Below are 15702 nucleotides of genomic sequence, written 5' to 3'. Positions count from 1 at the left end.
CTTCCCGCCTTCTTCCCTGTCAGAAATGAGGAGAAAATAATGCAGCTAAAAGACTTCGGCGCCAAATACCCCTTCCTCACAGGCAACCTCCCCTTCTGGGAGAAGTACAACAAAGCCCGCGACGAGCTCTTCGGGTTGTTCTCCCGGATGGACGCGCTGCAAAAACTGAAAACCTCGGCTTTCCCGCAAAATATCGACCAGGGAAAACCGTTATTCGCCTATGAGCAAATCCGTTTAGGCGCAGGCGACCTGGACGCGCTCGCGAAAACCTTCTGTCGCGCCATGGGCCTCGTCCCCCGCACCGTCTCCTGGGGCGAGACCGTTCCCCTGGCCGCCGACCTCGCCCTCACCCCCGACGAAGCCGGCTTCGTGCTCGCCGAAGTCCATTCCGCCCTCGCCTCCTACTGCGAAACACTCGTCGCCGGCGACGAAGAAACCATCAACTGGCTCGAACCCTACTGCCCCATCTGCGGCGCTCCCGCCGGCATGGGCCTCATCGCCGCCTCCGGCAAGAAGAACCTTGTCTGCAGCCATTGCCACACCGCCTGGATCTACCTGCGGACGGCCTGCGGGCTGTGCGGCCACGTCGCCGAGCGGGGCGCCACCGTCCTGTCCGCCGACGACCTGCCCGACTGGTTCATCGAAACCTGCGACGAATGCGGCCACTACCTCAAAGTCGCCGACATGCGCGAAACCATCCCCGACATCGTCACCTACCCCCTCCACTACCTCACAACCTGGGAGCTCGACCTCGCCGCGCGGGAAAGCGGCCTGCATCCGGCGATGTTCGCCGTTTTCGAACGGGCCGGCTGGTTAACGCCGGATAACGTCAACTAAGGCAGGCGAAAGGAATGCACAAGGAACTTGCGGGCATCGCCCCGGTGATCCTGGCCGGCGGCAAAAGCAGCCGCATGGGCCGCAACAAATCCTTCATCACCCTCGGCGACAAAAAGCTCATCGACATCATCGCCGAAAAAGTCGCCGCCCTCTTCTCCCTCCCGCCCCTGCTGGTGACCAACACCCCCAAGGAATACGCCTACCTCGGCCTGCCGGCGGTAAGCGACCTCTACCGCGACATGGGGCCGCTGGGCGGCATCCACGCCGCTCTCAAACAATGGCCGGCCAAACGCATCTTCGTCTTCGGCTGCGACATGCCGTTCATCAGTCCCGAGCTCGTCCGCCACATGGCCGCCCTCGCCCCCGGCTTCGACGTCGTCATGCCGCAGTTCGGCGAGCGCCCCGAGCCGCTGCACACCATCTACTCGGCGGCCTGCCTCGCGCCCGCCGAAGCGTGCCTAGCCCGCGGCGACCGGCGCGTCATCTCCTTCTTCCCCCAAGTCAACGTCCGCTACCTCCAAGAAACCGAAATCCGCGCCCTCCTCCCCGACGACACCGCCTTCATCAACATCAACACCCCCGAAGACCTCGAACGGGCGCAGGAACTGGTAAAATAACGAAAGACCCGGCCGGAGTAAATTCCAGTCGGGTTTTTTTCTCTTTCCTCGAAACCTACAGGTTCTCTTCCTCGTTCTCCGGGCTTATCTAGCCGGCGGGGGGCGGCGCTGGATTGCCCCACGCTCCGGCGGCGGTCTTACGTAAGCTCGTCGCCGACAGCACCGCGCCACCGCCAAAATCACTTCCATGTTCATTTGTCGGTTCTCGCGGCCGTCCATGGCCGCTCGCGCGGTGCTGCTACCGGCTCTCTCGCTAAGTAGCGGCCGCCGCCTCCGCTCGCTATACGGGGCCGCACCCAGCGCCGCCCCCGCCAAACATGGACAAAATATTGAGGGAGAATTTTGAAGGCTTGCCCTTCGAGGGTCGCAGGCGCGCTTGCTCATTGCGAAGGGCGAATACGCGCCGTTGGCGCAGGGCCGCACGCCGCCGCAGTGCGCATGTTCTTGGCGCTTTAGCGCTTAGAACTGCGGCCTACCCCCTGCGGGTGCGCGCGTCCATGGACGGACGCGCGAGGAGCCTTCGGGCATGGACGCCCGTAGGCGACGGTGCTCGCGGCGAAGGCCCAAGCCGTACGGCGCGTTCGCCCGGAGGACGAGCAAGAAGCCTGCGGCCCTCGAAGGGCAGTACCGGCTGCCAGCGACGGATAAGCGGCCGGCCATTACCCCCACACACCCAAACAAAGACCGGCCGAGCATCTCCCGGCCGGTCTTTGTAGCTCCCCCTCACTTCCCCCTGCCCGCTGGCGTTTTGCGCCGCACGGTCGGGCCGCCGCCGTCGGGGCCGCGGTAATCGGCGAACTTCTGGCCGCTCACCCGCGTGTTGGCCGTGTCCTTGGTCGGCACGATCTTGAACGAATCCCCCACGAAACCATCCCCTGTCTTGCGAAATCACCTGAGACGCCAGCTTACCCCTCCTGCCGCGGGCCGGGCAGCTTCAGCTCCTGCTCCGGCAGAGACAGCCCCGCGTCCGCTATCGTCCGCCGCCCTGCGGGCAAGCCCGGCCGGCCCTCGGGAGAATCGACCTGTTCCAGCCGCACTTTCGATTCGTACGTGAGCGGCCACGCCGCGGCCACATCCATGTAAGCGTCTTCGGGGCTGGAGGCCGTAACATAGTCCCCCGTATCCTCGTCGTCCACAAATACCCTGTATACCGGCATCGCGCAACCACCTTTCCCAAGCTTTATCCATAGTGTAGGTAGAAAAGCGGCGATAGATACAAAGACCGGCCGGGTACCTCCCGGCCGGTCTGTTCGCACCCCTACCCACGGCGGCAATCTATGGCGTGGGCTTTTGTCCGCTGTCTTTGCCTTCTTTGGCATACTTGAGCGCGGCTGTGATTGCTTTGTCGTGGTCGGAGCCGGCCCGCACCTTTCTCCAGCCGCTGGCGCCCCAGTCGTATATTTCCCGGTACATGCGGGGGCTTGCCAACGTGGCCTCGATTTTCCACACATTCTTCGTCTTATCGGTCTCCACTATCTCCCACCAGAAGCTCAGCTTGTCGCCGTCTTTGACCACCGATTCGCTATCGATGTATACGGGGAAGCCAAATGTATCATCTTGACAAACATATACCCAGTTCGCGGCGAACGCCGTATTTGCCAGGACGATCAGGCAGAGCACCAGTAACCAGGCAACCCTTTTTTTCATATCGACGCCTCCCACCACAATTTGCGTAGACATTAGCCCCCAACGCTCGCACAAACTCCTTCGGCATGCCGTTCTTTTATCCTGCTTGCCCTTACCCGCAAAAACACAACCCCGGCCGGGTACCTCCCGACCGGGGCTTTCGTCCTATCCATCCTACCGCCGCACGCCGGCCAGCCAGCCGTGCAGCCGGTGGATGCCGCCGCCGAGCAGCATCAGCGGGCAGGCCACCGCCGTCTCCACCCCGAGCGCCCGGCACTCCTCCAGCACGGCCGCGTCCGCCGTCTTGCCGAGGTGGAACATGATGCGCTTCACGCCGCCCGCCGCCAGCTCGCGGACGAGACCCCCGGCCTTGCCGCCGCCGAGCAGTACGTACGCCGCCTCCGGGACGGCCGGCAGTTCGTCCAGGCTGCGGTACACCTTCACCGCCGGATCGGCGCTCCCCTTGGGATTCAGCGGATAGACCTTTATCCCCGCCGCCGTGAAGGCATTGTAAAGCTTGCGGCTGAAGCCGGCGTTCCGGCTCGAAAAGCCGACAAACAGCACCTCGCCGCTCTCGAAAAAATCCCGTGTCAACCGCGCCATCCCCATCATCCTTTCCGTTTCCTTCATTATATGCCTTGGGCCGCAGTCCCACGCCATTTCCCTGTCATCTTATCTCTTCCGTCTCCCCGGCCGCGCCGCTAGCGTTTCCCCGGCTCGAAGGGCTCGCCGGACGCGCGCGGCGGCCGGGTCGTTTTCGAGAACACCACCAGCACGAGCAGCGTCAAGACATACGGGAAAGTCTTGAGCGCCACGCCGGGAATATACGCCAGCGCCGGAATAGCCTGGGCCGACGTCGCGACCGTGCTGGCGAAGCCGAAGAAAAAAGTCGCCCCCAGAATGCCGAGCGGTTTCCATTGCCCGAAGATCAGTGCCGCCAGCGCCAGGAAGCCCAGCCCGAAGACCGTGCCGTTAAACTCCCCCGAAAACGTCGTCAGCACGATGGCCCCTCCCAGTCCGGCGCAGGCGCCCGATATCACCACCGCCGCATAGCGTATCCGCCCGACGTCCACCCCCGCCGAGGCCACCGCCTGGGGATGCTCCCCGCAAGCCCTCAGGCGCAGCCCGAAAACCGTCCTGTACAGGACGAAATAAGCCGCCGCGAAAATCAGCAGACAAAGCCAGGTCGTCGGATAGGTATTGGCGAACAGCAGCTTCCCAACCACCGGGAAATCGCTCAGCCCCGGAATGTCGAAGCGGGCGAACGGGCTTACCTGGATGTTGCCGCTGCCGGTCACGTTGCGGGCGATGAACACCGTGAGCGCCCCGGCGATCATATTAATGGCCGTTCCGCTGATCACCTGGTTGGCGTGCAGGCTGACGCTCGCGAACGCATGCAGCAGCGAAAACAGCGCCCCCGCCGCCACCGCCGCCAGCAGCCCCAGCCACAGCGCCTCGCCGCCCATGACCGGCTGCAGCGCGGCTATCGTCAGCGCCGCCGCAAAAGACCCGACGACCATCAGGCCCTCCAGCCCGATGTTGATCACGCCGCTGCGCTCGGAGTACAGACCGCCGGTCGCCGTTATCAGCAGCGGCACGGTGAATGCGACCGCATAAGGCGAGATCCGCTCAACAAGCTCCCACACGTCAGACCCCTCCCTTCAGCCGCTTCACGACCTTGTCGACGCCCTTCTCCATCAGCGCGCTCGTCGCCGCAAAATAGATAATGGTGGCGATAATCGTATCGGCGATTTCCGGCGGAATGCTGGTCATCGCGTTCATGAACCCCTTGCCGGAATACAGCACGCCGAAAAACAGCGCCGCCGCCAGCACCCCCCACGGCGAATTGGACGCCAGCAGCGCCACCGCGATCCCGTCGATGCCCTGCGACGGCAGCACCCCAATCTGCAGGCTGGCGGCATAGCCGCAGTACAGCGTCATCCCGCCCAGCCCGGCCAGCGCCCCGGCTAGCGCCATCGCCGCCACGATGCTGCGGCCGGCATCGATCCCCGCATACTCCGCCGCGAGGCGGTTGAAGCCCACTGCCTTCAGCGCGAAACCCAGCGTCGTCCGCTGCAGCAAAAACGCGCACAGCAGCACGGCGGCGATCGCCAGGAAAATGCCCAGATTGATGTACGAGCCGTCGAACAGCCCGGAAAGCCAGTCGGTGCGGAGCGAAGCCGCCGCCGGAATATTGCGCGATTCGGTCGCGAACGGGCCTTTAAAATAAGCCGGCACCAGATAGTACACCAGCCAGTACGCTATCCAGTTCAGCATTATCGTCGAAACCACCTCGTGCACGTTGAACCTGGCTTTAAACCAGCCGGCCGCCGCCGCCCACACCCCGCCGCTCACAGCTGCCGCCGCGGTCATCGCCGCCAGCAGCAGCGGCCTGGGGAAATCCGCCGTCAGCCCCACGGCGACGGCGCAAAAGCCGCCGATCAGCATCTGGCCGGCTGCCCCGATATTGAAAAGCCCGGTCTTAAAAGCGACAGCCACCGACAGCCCGGTAAAGATCAGCGGCGCCGCCGTCGCCAGCGTATTGCCCGCCCGTTCCAGGCTCATCAGCCCGCCGCGGAACAAATAACCGTAGCCGGCGGCCGGGTCGTTGCCGGTCAAAAGCATCAGCACAGCCCCGGCCGCCAGGCCCGCCAGGATGGTCAGCACCAGCAGCAGGGCCTCCTTGCGGCTGCGCCGGTCGAAGATCGGCAAATCAGCCCGCCCCCTTCCGGATGCCGGCCATCATCAGGCCGAGATCGTTCTCGTCGGCGTCCTCCGCCCTCACCAGGCCGGCAAGCTCCCCGTGGCTGATAACGGCGATGCGGTCGGAAAGAGTCAATATCTCCTCCAGGTCAAGCGACACCAGCAGCACCGCCCGCCCGGCGTCCCGCTGGGCAATAAGCCGCCGGTGGATATACTCGATCGAGCCGACATCCAGCCCGCGCGTCGGCTGGACGGCGATCAGCACCTTGGGGTCGCGGCTTATCTCCCGCCCGATTATCGCCTTCTGCTGATTGCCGCCCGACAGCGACCTGGCGGCCGTTGCCGCTCCCAGCGGGGCGCGGACGTCGAACTGCGCCATTATCTCCTCGGCGTAGCGCCGGATCGCCGGCCTCCTCAGCACGCCGCCGCGGGAAAACGGCGGCCGGTCGTACACCTCCAGCACCAGATTATCCTCCACACTGTAGTCGAGCACCAGGCCGCGTTTATGACGGTCCTCCGGCACATGGGCCAGACCGGCCCCGATCCTCGCCTTCACCGTCAGGGACGAAATATCTTCGCCTCCCAGCAGTATCCGTCCCGCCTGTATCCCCCGGAGGCCGGTTATCGCCTCCACAAGTTCCGCCTGCCCGTTGCCGCTTACACCGGCGAGGCCGACGATCTCGCCGCCGCGCACGCTGAGCGAAAAGTTTTTCACCGCCGGCAGCCTTTTGTGGCTGAGGACGGTGAGGTTCTCGATTTCCAGGATAGCCTCGCCCGGCGAGCGCCGCTTCTTTTCCACCTTCAGCAGCACCCGGCGGCCGACCATCATCTCGGCCAGCTCCTCCTCGCCGCTTGCCGCCACCGCCACCGTGCCCACGCGGCGTCCGCGCCTGATAACCGTGCAGCGGTCGGCAGCCGCCATTATCTCCTTCAGCTTGTGGGTGATAAAGATGATCGCCTTTCCCTCGGCGGCGAAGTTTTTCATTATCGCGATAAGCTCGGCGATCTCCTGCGGCGTCAGCACCGCCGTCGGCTCGTCGAAAATCATGATCGCCGCGTCGCGGTACAGCATCTTCAAAATCTCCACCCGCTGCTGCATGGCCACGGAAATATCCTCGATCTTCGCCTCCGGGTCGACGTTCAACCCGTAGCGCGCCGACAGCTCCCGTATCCGCCTGCCCGCCGCCTTGGTGTCGACGACGCCGAACCTGCCTGGCTCGATCCCCAGGACGATATTCTCGGCAACAGTCAGATTGTGCACAAGCTGAAAATGCTGATGGACCATACCGATCCCCAGCTTCTTGGCGACGTTCGGGCCGTCGATCCGCACCTCTCGCCCGCGCACCAGTATCCGGCCGCCGTCAGGCTGATACAGGCCGAACAGAATATTCATCAGCGAAGACTTGCCTGCGCCGTTCTCGCCCAGCAGCGCGTGGATCTCGCCGCCCAGGACGGCCAAAGTGATGTCGTCGTTGGCAACGATGCCCGCGAACTCCTTGCGGATGCCCTGCATTTCCACGACATACGCCAAGCCGCCACCCCCCCCCCATCCCGCTAATAACCGCGCCACATAAACGCGGGCCCGGATAAAAGAGCCGCTCAACGGCGCCCCTTCCACCGGACCCCTCTCCTCATCCGGATTCTTGCAGCCTTAACGCAGCAGCCCCGCGCCTTTATCGGCCACGGCTATCTTGCCTGCCTTCATAGCGGCGAGCACCTCGTTAACCTTGGCGGCGGCCGCGGCGGAAAGATTGGGGTTCTGGTCGGGAAGCCCTACCCCGTCGTTCTTCACGTTGAACTCGATCGCCTTGCCGCCGGGGAAAGTGCCGTTAACCACGCTTTTGGCCATATCGTAAGAAGCCTGGTTCACGCACTTCATCGCCGAGGTCAGAATAACCGACTTTGTTTTCCCCTGGTCATAGTAACCCTGCGCGTATTGGTCCACATCCACGCCGATCACCCAGACCGCGCGGCCGGTTTTGGCCCTGGCGACCGCTTCGTTGATCACGCCGACGCCCACGATACCGGCGGCGGCGAAAATAACCTTGACGCCGCGGTCGTACATCTGCGCCGCCAGCTGCTGGCCGGCCGCGATATCGTTGAAAGTCCCCTGATAAATGAAGTTCTCGGCCTTAACCTTGATATCGGTGCCGAAGTTGGCGTTGGCGTACTTTATCCCCTGCTGAAAGCCCCAGTTGAACCTCTGTACGCCCGGAATCTCCATCCCGCCGATAAAACCCAGTTCGCCGTTCTTCACCTGCATGGCGGCGGCGATACCCGCCAGGAACCCCGACTCGTGCTCGGCGAAATTGATCGCCACCGTGTTGGGGCCGATCTTCGCCTTGCCATAATCGTTCCCCGGCGCCGGCACGCCGTCGAGCAGCACGAATTTCGTATCCGGATACTTTTCCTGCGCTCGATAAATAGAGCTCTCGAACTTGAACCCCGGGGTGACGATCAGGCGGTACCCCGCGTCATGGAGATTGGCGATCTCCTTGTCGTAATCCGCTTCCGTCGTCCCCGCCGGGCGCAGATACTTGGGCGTAAAGCCGAATTCCTTCCCCGCCCTGACGATGCCCTCCCATGTCCCCTGGTTGAAGGACCGGTCGTCGATCGTGCCGGCATCGGTAATCATCCCCGCCTTGAGGCTCTCCGTCGCCGGAGCTTTGGCCTCCTTCGCCCCCGAGCACCCGGCGGCCGCAATCGCCAGCCCGAAAATCAATAAAAACAACGCCAGCCCTTTTCTACCCATGTCCGGCTTTCCCTCCGACCCAAAATAATCTTTATCCCCTGCGGCCTCTGCGGCCCCTAGCGCCCCTCGCGGCTTGTCAGAAATACCGCTCCGGGTAATCGGCAAGCTCCTGTATCGCCGCAAAGTACCTGCCGAGATGATACCCGTCCATCAGCCCGTGATGGACCTGCACCGAGAGAGGGAGCTTCACCGCCCCGTGCTCGGTGAAATAAGCGCCCCAGGCCATCCTGGGGATGCTGTCCGGCGGCTCCAGGTGGAGCGGATGCATGCAGCTGGTGAAAGCGACCCACGGCATACAGGTGATATACAGCAGATCGTCCCGGCCCCCGGTATCGCTCCCCAGGCCCGCGCGCTCCAGCGCCCCGACCGCCTGCGCCGCCGAGCGGTAAAACTCGTAAAGATCGCTTTCGTAGGCGGCGGCGCAATTCCTGTAAGGGCCGTCGCCGCTCATAACGGTGAAGCCGGGGTGGACCACGTCGTACTCGACGACCTCCTCCCCCCTGATGCGGTAGCGGAACTCGTCCATGCCGTTCGCTGCCCTGCTCACCAGATAGATGAATGTATGGTAAAAAGAATGCCTGCCCTCTTTCACGCACGGCAACAGCCGTGAGATGTCGATATTCGCGCAGATATTGAAATGAGGATACGAATACTTGCGGAAAAAATGGAAATGCTCCTTCCGCGGCCACCCTTCCAGGTCGAGATACCTCATCCCCGACGCCGGCCGCAGCGCTCCCTGGCCATTATCCCCGCCCGCCGCCCTCTTCTCGGTAGTTTCCCTGTCAGTCACTTTCCGCACCCCCTTGCCGGCTACTCGGCCAAAGCCGCCTCAAGGGCGGCGATGAACTTTTCCATGACCGGGATGGGTCCGAGCGTCACCCTTATATGGTTGGGAAAGCGAAAACCGGTCATCGTTCTGACCATGACGCCCTGTCGCATCAGCTTGCGATAAGCCAGCGTATCGCTGATCGGCAAGCGGACGACCATATAGTTCGCCTGGTCGCCGAAGTGGAAAAGGCCGAGGCGGGACAGCTCCCGGCGCAGAAACGCCCTGGCCTCGTTCACCATCCGCCGCGTCCGGGCGATATGCTCGTCGGCGTCCTCCAGCGAAGCGATCGCCGCCACCTGAGCGAGGCTGTTCACCGAATACACCACGCACGTCCGGCGGATGACCTCGACCACCTTCTCGTTGCCGGCCAGGTAGCCGATCCTAAGCGCCGCCAGGGCGAACATCTTCGAAAAAGTCCGGAAGACAACCAGGTTAGGATATTCGTTGATGAGCGACATGCCATCGGGGAAATCGCCGGCTTCGACAAACTCGGCGTAAGCTTCGTCGAGAACGACTATCTGCCGGCCGTCGACCCGGTCGAGAAAACGCCGCAGCCGCCGCTCGTCCCAGTAAGTGCCTGTCGGGTTGTTGGGATTGCAGACGAAAATGATCTTGGTGCGACCATCGACAGCCGCCAGCATCGCTTCGTCGTCAAAGCCATAGTCGCGCAGCGGCGCCAGCCGCGCCTCATAGCCGGAAAAGCCGGCCACCCACTCGTACACCGCGAAGGTGCGGTCGGCTGTTATGATATTGTCGCCTTCCTGGCAGAAAGCCTTAATGACGAAAGCAATCAGTTCGTTGGCGCCGTTGCCGACGATAAACGCGTCCGGCGGGTGCCCGAAGCGCCCGGCCAGCTTGTGGCGGAGGTGATAGGCGTCGCCGCTCGGATATACCGACGCCTGCCCGGGGTCCGCCGCCTGCAAGGCCGCCAGCGCCTTGGGCGACGGCCCGAGAGCGTTCTCGTTGTTGTTGAGGCGGTAAATCCGCGGGCAGCCGAACATCTTGCCGAGGACGTCATCCGGCTTGCTGGGTATGTAAGGTTCGATACAGCGGATGTGGGGCGGCACGAGGCTTTCCAGCGGCGGCAAGCGGCTGCTCACTACGCTCCCCCCTCTTGGTAGGCGAAAAGAATGACGTCGCCCCGCCCTTCCCAGGGGAATATCAGCCGGGGAAGAAACCCGGTCGCCAGCAGGGCCGGCCCCAGAAGGGCCTGCTCGGCCACGCCTGCGTCCAGCTTGAACAGGATATTAGCGATGCCCTCCCGCCTGAGAGCCTCCACATGCTCAGCCAGGCTTTCGGCAGCGTCCCCGCCCACCCACAGGGGCGACAGCACCGCCTTGCCCGCCGCCCGGTCCATACTCGCGGCGAAAGCGGAATGCGGCGACCGGGCCTCGCCGAGATTCTCGACCCCCTCGATCTGGCGGGGCAGGCACAGGCAGTCGTACGCGGCCCGCACGAAATCGACAAGGGCGGGATGGACGTAAGCCAGCGAGCCATTGTCCTCCTCAAGCTCGCGATACAAAGCCTGCTCGCTGCGACGGCTGCCGTCGACCATCAGCGGCAGCTCGCCGAGTCGCTCGAAATAATCCCGTGGAGCCTCTGCGGTGGCCGCCGGGATAACAAGGCAAAGCGTACCGGTGCGGGCGAATCTCCGCAGGCAGGCGTCGACGACCTCGCGGGCCAGCTCTTCGCCCCCGCCGAAAACGTACGGCCCGTAAGCTTCGGCCATTTTGCCGTCGCCGCGCCACAACATGCCACCGCCGACATTGCGGTTTTCGTCAGCCAGCATCACGACGCCGTACTCGCCGCCGGCCACCATATCGACAACCTTACCGGGGAAGCGGAAAAACGGCGGCGCCTGCCGACCGTATTTGCCGGCCACCCTCCTGGCGAACTGCTTGATAAGCTCAGGCTCGCCGCCATACTCGCGGAACGTTCCTTTGGCGGTAAACGGCGGAAGAGCTTCCTCCGGCGCCGGCGGGTAGGCTCTTTCCTTCACGAACGAAATACTCATAATATCGCCTGCGGTAGTGATCGCCAGCCTGTCGGCGGTACGGGCCGCCAGCAGGAAGCCCATCTCCTCCAGCGACGCCTCGTCGTCTGCCACGGCGGCCGTTATGTTGAGCGCCCTCACCGGCAGAGCCCGGCCAGGGAACCGGCAGACCACCTCGGCGTAGTAACCGCCGCCGCGGCAGGTCACGCGGAGGCTCTGGCCGGCGGCCGTCTTGGCGGCCAGGTAGGAGAAAACCTCCTCCGCAGCCAGCGCCAGGGCCAGCGCCTCGCTCCGCTGCAGCCCGAAGGCCTGGGCCGCGTTCTCGACACAGCCGGTTACCACCGGCAGCAGTTCTATCTGCAAAGGTACCGTCAGTTCTGTCTCAAGCGCGTGGTTCATCGGCCATCCTCCTGTTCGCGATCGCCCACGGCGGCAATCTTCAACAGCAGATTGCCGGCCAGTTGGCGCCGGTAGTCGGCGCCGGCCCGTACATCGTCGATCGGCCGCACGGCCGCCGCGGCCATGTCCCCGGCCTGCCGCAGGACCGCCGGCGACAGCCGCCTGCCGCGGAGAAACGCTTCGACCGCCGGCAGCGAAGTCACGGTCGGCCCGACACTTCCCCAGGCCAACCGGATCTTCTCCACCGAACCGTCCCCGGCCTGCTCAAGGCAGACGGCCAGACTGGCCACGGCAATCGCCATCGCCTGCCGCTTGCCGACCTTGTAGTAAGCCGAAAACGCGCCCGCAGGCGGCAGCGGCACGACGACGCCGGTGACGATTTCCCCCGGAGCTAGGGCGGTACGCCCCGGTCCGGCGATGAAGCCGCCGATCGGCAGCCGTCGCCGTCCGGCGGCGCTTGCGACCGTTACCTCGGCATCGAAAACGTAAAGCGGCACCAGCGTATCGCCGGCCGGCGAAGCGGTGCAGACATTGCCGCCCAGCGTTGCGCTGTGGCGCACCGGCGGCGACCCAAGAACGGCGGCCGCCTGCCACAGGGCCGGCAAGGCCTTGCGCACGATATCGCCGGCCATCAGCTCGCTTATCGTCACCGCGGCGCCGATATGGAGCTCGCCGCCTTGGACGGCTATCTGCCGCAGCTCGGCCAGCCGCTCGAGAGCGAACAGGGCCGGCGGCCTGTCGCCGTTTTTCCGCATTTTTACCAGGAAATCGGTGCCGCCGGCCAGCACGGCCCCTGCGGGATATTCCGCCATCAGCGGCCACAGCTCGGGCAGCGCGCGGGGAAAGAAAACCTTCATCAGCCCGCCCCTCCTTGAAGCCGCCTAGCCGCTTCCAAAACGGCGTCGACGATCTTTTGATAGTTGCCGCAGCGGCATAGGTTGCCGCTCAGGCCGGCGCGGGCCTCCTCCCTGGTGGGCGACGGGGTTCGCCGCAGCAGGTCGAGGGTTGCCAGCACCATACCGGGGCTGCAAAAACCGCACTGTACAGCGCCGCACTCCACAAAGGCCTGCTGGACGACATGCAGACTGTCGCCGGTCGCCACTCCCTCGGCCGTCAGGACGTCGCGCCCCTCCAACTGGGCGGCCAGCAGCAGGCACGACAGGCGGCTCTCGCCATCCACCAGGATGGTGCAGGCGCCGCATTCGCCCGCGCCGCAGCATTCCTTGACGCCCGTCAGCCCGAGGTCCTCGCGCAGCAGGTCGACCACCCGCCGGTCGGCCGTTGTCTCTATTGCTACATCCTTGCCGTTGAGTATGAACCGCACGATCATCGCGCCGCCTCCCGCCCGCCGGCCCGCAGAGCCGCCAGAATTTTCTCGGCCGTCAGCGTCCCGCCGGTCACGCGAGCGCCCGCCGCCTCGGCCACCGCGTTGGCCACCGCCGGCAGCACGCCGTCTATGCTTATCTCGCCGACCCCCTTCATGCCGAAGGGGCCTTCGTCTTCGCACACCGGCACGCTCACGACCTCCATATCCGGCACGTCGACCGCCGTAGGCAGGATGTATGTGGCCAAATCGCCGGTCGCTATACGCCCGCTGGCGACGGCAAAATCCTCGAACAGCGCGTAGCCCAGTCCCTGGACAGCGCCGCCATGGAGCTGCTGCTCGTAAAGCTGCGGGTTCAGCACCCGGCCGGCCTCGACGCAGCTAAGAAAATCGCCCACCCGCGTCTCGCCGGTCAGGGTATCGATCTCCACCCTGGCCAGCTTGACGGCGTAGGAAAATATCCGGTGGGGATAACCGTGGAGCCTGAGATTTTCGCCGGTCGGGATAACCTGCGTGTTGACCGGGCTGGTGTAGCTGTATGTAACCGTACGCTCGGCGGCGTCCATAAAGCCGGCGATCATCTTCAGCGGGATGCTGCGGCCCGACGGCGCATGGAAAATGCGGCCGGGGAGCAGGACGACATCCGCGGCGTTCGCCGCCGCCATTAGCTGGAAGGACAGCAGCAGCGCCCCCCTCGCCAGGATCCTCTCCCGCAGCAGCCCGGCGGCGCCGACGAGAGCGTTGCCGTACGTGAAGGTTGTGCGGCTGGCCGACGACGAAGCCGACGGCAGCGTGCGGGCCGTGTCCGGCAGCACCAGCTCCATCGCCTCGTAAGGCTGGCCGAGTGCGTGGCTGACGATCTGCAGGCAGGTAGTCGCGTTACCCTGGCCCATATCGGCCACGCCGGCGCACACGATAATCCGCCCGTCGGCGGTCAGTTCCAGCTTAGCGTTAGCGTAGTCGGCGACCGCCGGGCCGAAGCCCATGCCGTGATAAACGGCGGCGACGCCGATGCCCCGCCGCTTGAAAGGCGGCGCGCTCTCCCGCCAGGCCTGCCGTTCCCGCCACAGGGGATGCCGCTCCACCGTCTCCAGGCATTCCCGCATGCCGGCCGGCCGGCTGATCACCACCCCGGTCGGCGTCGCATCGCCGCGGCCGACAACGTTCCGCAGCCGCAGGGCCAGCGGGTCGAAACCGCCTACCCGCGCCAGTTCGTCCAGCGCCTGCTCCATCCCGGCCGCCGCCTGCGGCACGCCGAAGCCACGGAAAGCTCCCGCCACCGGGTTATTCGTATACACCACCGCGCCGCGCACGGTCGCGTTGGCTATCCGGTACGGGCCGCCGGCATGCTCGAGCGCCAGGGCGAAAACCTCCGTCCCCAGCGATGCGTATGCGCCGGTATCGAACACCAGCCGGCAGTCCAGCCCCTGGATAATGCCGTCCGCGTCGCAGCCAAGCCTGTAGGTTACCGTCGCCGGGTGGCGCTTCGTACCGGCCAGGATGCTCTCTTCCCGCGAAAACCACATCTTCACCGGCCGGCCGCCGCTGTGGAGAGCGGCCAGCGCCAGGAAACCCTGCACCGTGACGCCGTCCTTGCCGCCGAAGCCGCCGCCCAGGTAAGGTGCGGTCACCCGTATCCGGTCTGGAGTCAGGCCTATGGCTTCGGCCACCTCCAGGCGGTCGCGGAAAGGCGTCTGGGTGGAAGCGACAATCGTCAGACTGCCGTCAACCTCCTGCCAGGCGACCCCGGCCTGCGTCTCGAGAAAAGCGTGCTCCTGCCAGCCCAGCTCTACCGTCAGCTCCGCGGTATGGCGGCAGGCGGCCAGCGCCTCGCCGGCCTGACCGAAAACAATCTCGCTCTCCTTCAGGAGATTGCCGCCCGGCCGGCCGACGTGGACAAGCGGCGCGCCGGCGACGAGAGCCTCCTCCGGCGTGAACACCGCCGGCAGCTGTTCATAATCGACCCTGACGGCCGCCAGCGCCGCCGCCAGCGCCTCCTTCGTCTCGGCCACCGCCAGCGCCACCGCGTCGCCGCAGTGGCGCACAAAGGTATCGGCCAGGATGGGCTGGTCCTTCTCGAATATCCCCAGGCGGTTCTTCCCGCCGATGTCCTTGTGGGTCAGCACCGCCACCACGCCCGGCAGCGCGCGGGCGGCCGCCGTGTCGATACCCGCAATGCGGGCGTGGGGCACCCCGGCCCGCTTCACGCCTGCCCACACATAATTCTCCGGGTAGTAGTCGGCCGCGTACCGCTCCGCCCCGGTCACCTTCGCGGCGGCATCCGCCCTGGGGGCAACCCGGCCGATCTCCTGCACGCCGCCGGCCGGGGGCCGGTTACTCCGCCAATCGCTTTGCGACATAATCCACCACAGCGGCCAAATTTTTCAGCTTCAGGGAATCGCCGATCCGCATCTCGATATCGAAGGTGTCCTCAATATCGGCGAGCATCCAGCTAAGCGCCAGCGAATCGACCCCGAGGGCGGCGAATTCGGCGTCGGGCGTAATTCTGTCAGGACTTACCTGCGGCAGACGTTTGGCGACGATATTCCTCGTCAGGTTTTCGATCTGCTGTTTATCCACACCTATCCTCCTAACTAAATAACCACGGATTGCGCCTTGTCC

Annotated in this window: 17 protein-coding genes; 2 read left to right on the top strand and 15 right to left on the bottom strand. The window is 64.8% G+C overall.

The features are described 5' to 3' along the window. Positions 1-39: 39 nt before the first annotated feature. On the top strand, positions 40-837 hold the full coding sequence (gene fdhE, locus RIN56_15865) for a formate dehydrogenase accessory protein FdhE (GenBank protein ID MDR7868274.1): 798 nt from the start codon (positions 40-42) through the stop codon (positions 835-837). Between the two features lie 14 nt (positions 838-851). Then, entirely contained in the window at positions 852-1454 is a 603-nt protein-coding gene (locus tag RIN56_15860) for a molybdenum cofactor guanylyltransferase (GenBank protein ID MDR7868273.1), read from the top strand. Positions 1455-2177: 723 nt separating this feature from the next. On the opposite strand, the gene RIN56_15855 is transcribed toward RIN56_15860, so the two are convergent. The 15 genes from RIN56_15855 to RIN56_15785 form a co-directional block, all read right to left on the bottom strand. Beyond that, positions 2178-2318: a hypothetical protein gene (locus RIN56_15855; GenBank protein ID MDR7868272.1), complete on the bottom strand. Its 141-nt coding sequence runs from the start codon at positions 2316-2318 to the stop codon at positions 2178-2180. Positions 2319-2359: 41 nt separating this feature from the next. Beyond that, on the bottom strand, positions 2360-2611 hold the full coding sequence (locus RIN56_15850) for a hypothetical protein (GenBank protein ID MDR7868271.1): 252 nt from the start codon (positions 2609-2611) through the stop codon (positions 2360-2362). A gap of 118 nt (positions 2612-2729) precedes the next feature. Then, on the bottom strand, positions 2730-3101 hold the full coding sequence (locus tag RIN56_15845; protein MDR7868270.1) for a hypothetical protein: 372 nt from the start codon (positions 3099-3101) through the stop codon (positions 2730-2732). Between the two features lie 153 nt (positions 3102-3254). Next, positions 3255-3710: a CoA-binding protein gene (locus RIN56_15840; GenBank protein MDR7868269.1), complete on the bottom strand. Its 456-nt coding sequence runs from the start codon at positions 3708-3710 to the stop codon at positions 3255-3257. Positions 3711-3781: 71 nt separating this feature from the next. Then, positions 3782-4726 (bottom strand): ABC transporter permease, encoded by a 945-nt coding sequence (locus tag RIN56_15835; GenBank protein ID MDR7868268.1) that lies wholly within the window; start codon positions 4724-4726, stop codon positions 3782-3784. Position 4727: 1 nt separating this feature from the next. Then, positions 4728-5792, bottom strand: coding sequence for an ABC transporter permease (locus RIN56_15830; GenBank protein MDR7868267.1), 1065 nt, complete (start codon positions 5790-5792; stop codon positions 4728-4730). Position 5793: 1 nt separating this feature from the next. Further along, positions 5794-7314, bottom strand: a complete 1521-nt coding sequence (locus RIN56_15825) for an ABC transporter ATP-binding protein (protein ID MDR7868266.1) — start codon at positions 7312-7314, stop codon at positions 5794-5796. A gap of 120 nt (positions 7315-7434) precedes the next feature. Further along, entirely contained in the window at positions 7435-8535 is a 1101-nt protein-coding gene (locus RIN56_15820) for a BMP family ABC transporter substrate-binding protein (protein ID MDR7868265.1), read from the bottom strand. A gap of 76 nt (positions 8536-8611) precedes the next feature. Next, the gene (locus RIN56_15815; GenBank protein ID MDR7868264.1) at positions 8612-9325 is read right to left on the bottom strand and encodes a chloramphenicol acetyltransferase; all 714 of its coding nucleotides are present in this window, start codon (positions 9323-9325) and stop codon (positions 8612-8614) included. A 20-nt stretch (positions 9326-9345) separates the two neighbouring features. Further along, positions 9346-10464 carry a histidinol-phosphate transaminase gene (hisC, locus tag RIN56_15810; protein ID MDR7868263.1) on the bottom strand — a complete coding sequence of 373 codons (1119 nt, stop codon included), beginning with the start codon at positions 10462-10464 and terminating at the stop codon, positions 9346-9348. Then, positions 10464-11756 (bottom strand): hypothetical protein, encoded by a 1293-nt coding sequence (locus tag RIN56_15805; GenBank protein MDR7868262.1) that lies wholly within the window; start codon positions 11754-11756, stop codon positions 10464-10466. The genes hisC and RIN56_15805 overlap by 1 nt, the downstream gene beginning before the upstream one ends. Beyond that, positions 11753-12613: a xanthine dehydrogenase family protein subunit M gene (locus RIN56_15800; GenBank protein MDR7868261.1), complete on the bottom strand. Its 861-nt coding sequence runs from the start codon at positions 12611-12613 to the stop codon at positions 11753-11755. Before RIN56_15800 ends, RIN56_15805 begins: the two co-directional genes overlap by 4 nt. Further along, positions 12613-13086, bottom strand: a complete 474-nt coding sequence (locus tag RIN56_15795) for a (2Fe-2S)-binding protein (protein ID MDR7868260.1) — start codon at positions 13084-13086, stop codon at positions 12613-12615. The genes RIN56_15800 and RIN56_15795 overlap by 1 nt, the downstream gene beginning before the upstream one ends. Beyond that, positions 13083-15440 carry a xanthine dehydrogenase family protein molybdopterin-binding subunit gene (locus RIN56_15790; GenBank protein ID MDR7868259.1) on the bottom strand — a complete coding sequence of 786 codons (2358 nt, stop codon included), beginning with the start codon at positions 15438-15440 and terminating at the stop codon, positions 13083-13085. Before RIN56_15790 ends, RIN56_15795 begins: the two co-directional genes overlap by 4 nt. Beyond that, the gene (locus tag RIN56_15785; GenBank protein MDR7868258.1) at positions 15415-15660 is read right to left on the bottom strand and encodes a phosphopantetheine-binding protein; all 246 of its coding nucleotides are present in this window, start codon (positions 15658-15660) and stop codon (positions 15415-15417) included. The genes RIN56_15790 and RIN56_15785 overlap by 26 nt, the downstream gene beginning before the upstream one ends. Positions 15661-15702 lie beyond the last annotated feature (42 nt).

Source organism: Sporomusaceae bacterium, from assembly GCA_031460455.1.
Lineage (GTDB): Bacteria > Bacillota > Negativicutes > Sporomusales > UBA7701 > Anaeroselena.
The sequence above is the reverse complement of the archived record's forward strand: the minus strand, read 5'-3'. Positions and strand labels throughout refer to the sequence as shown.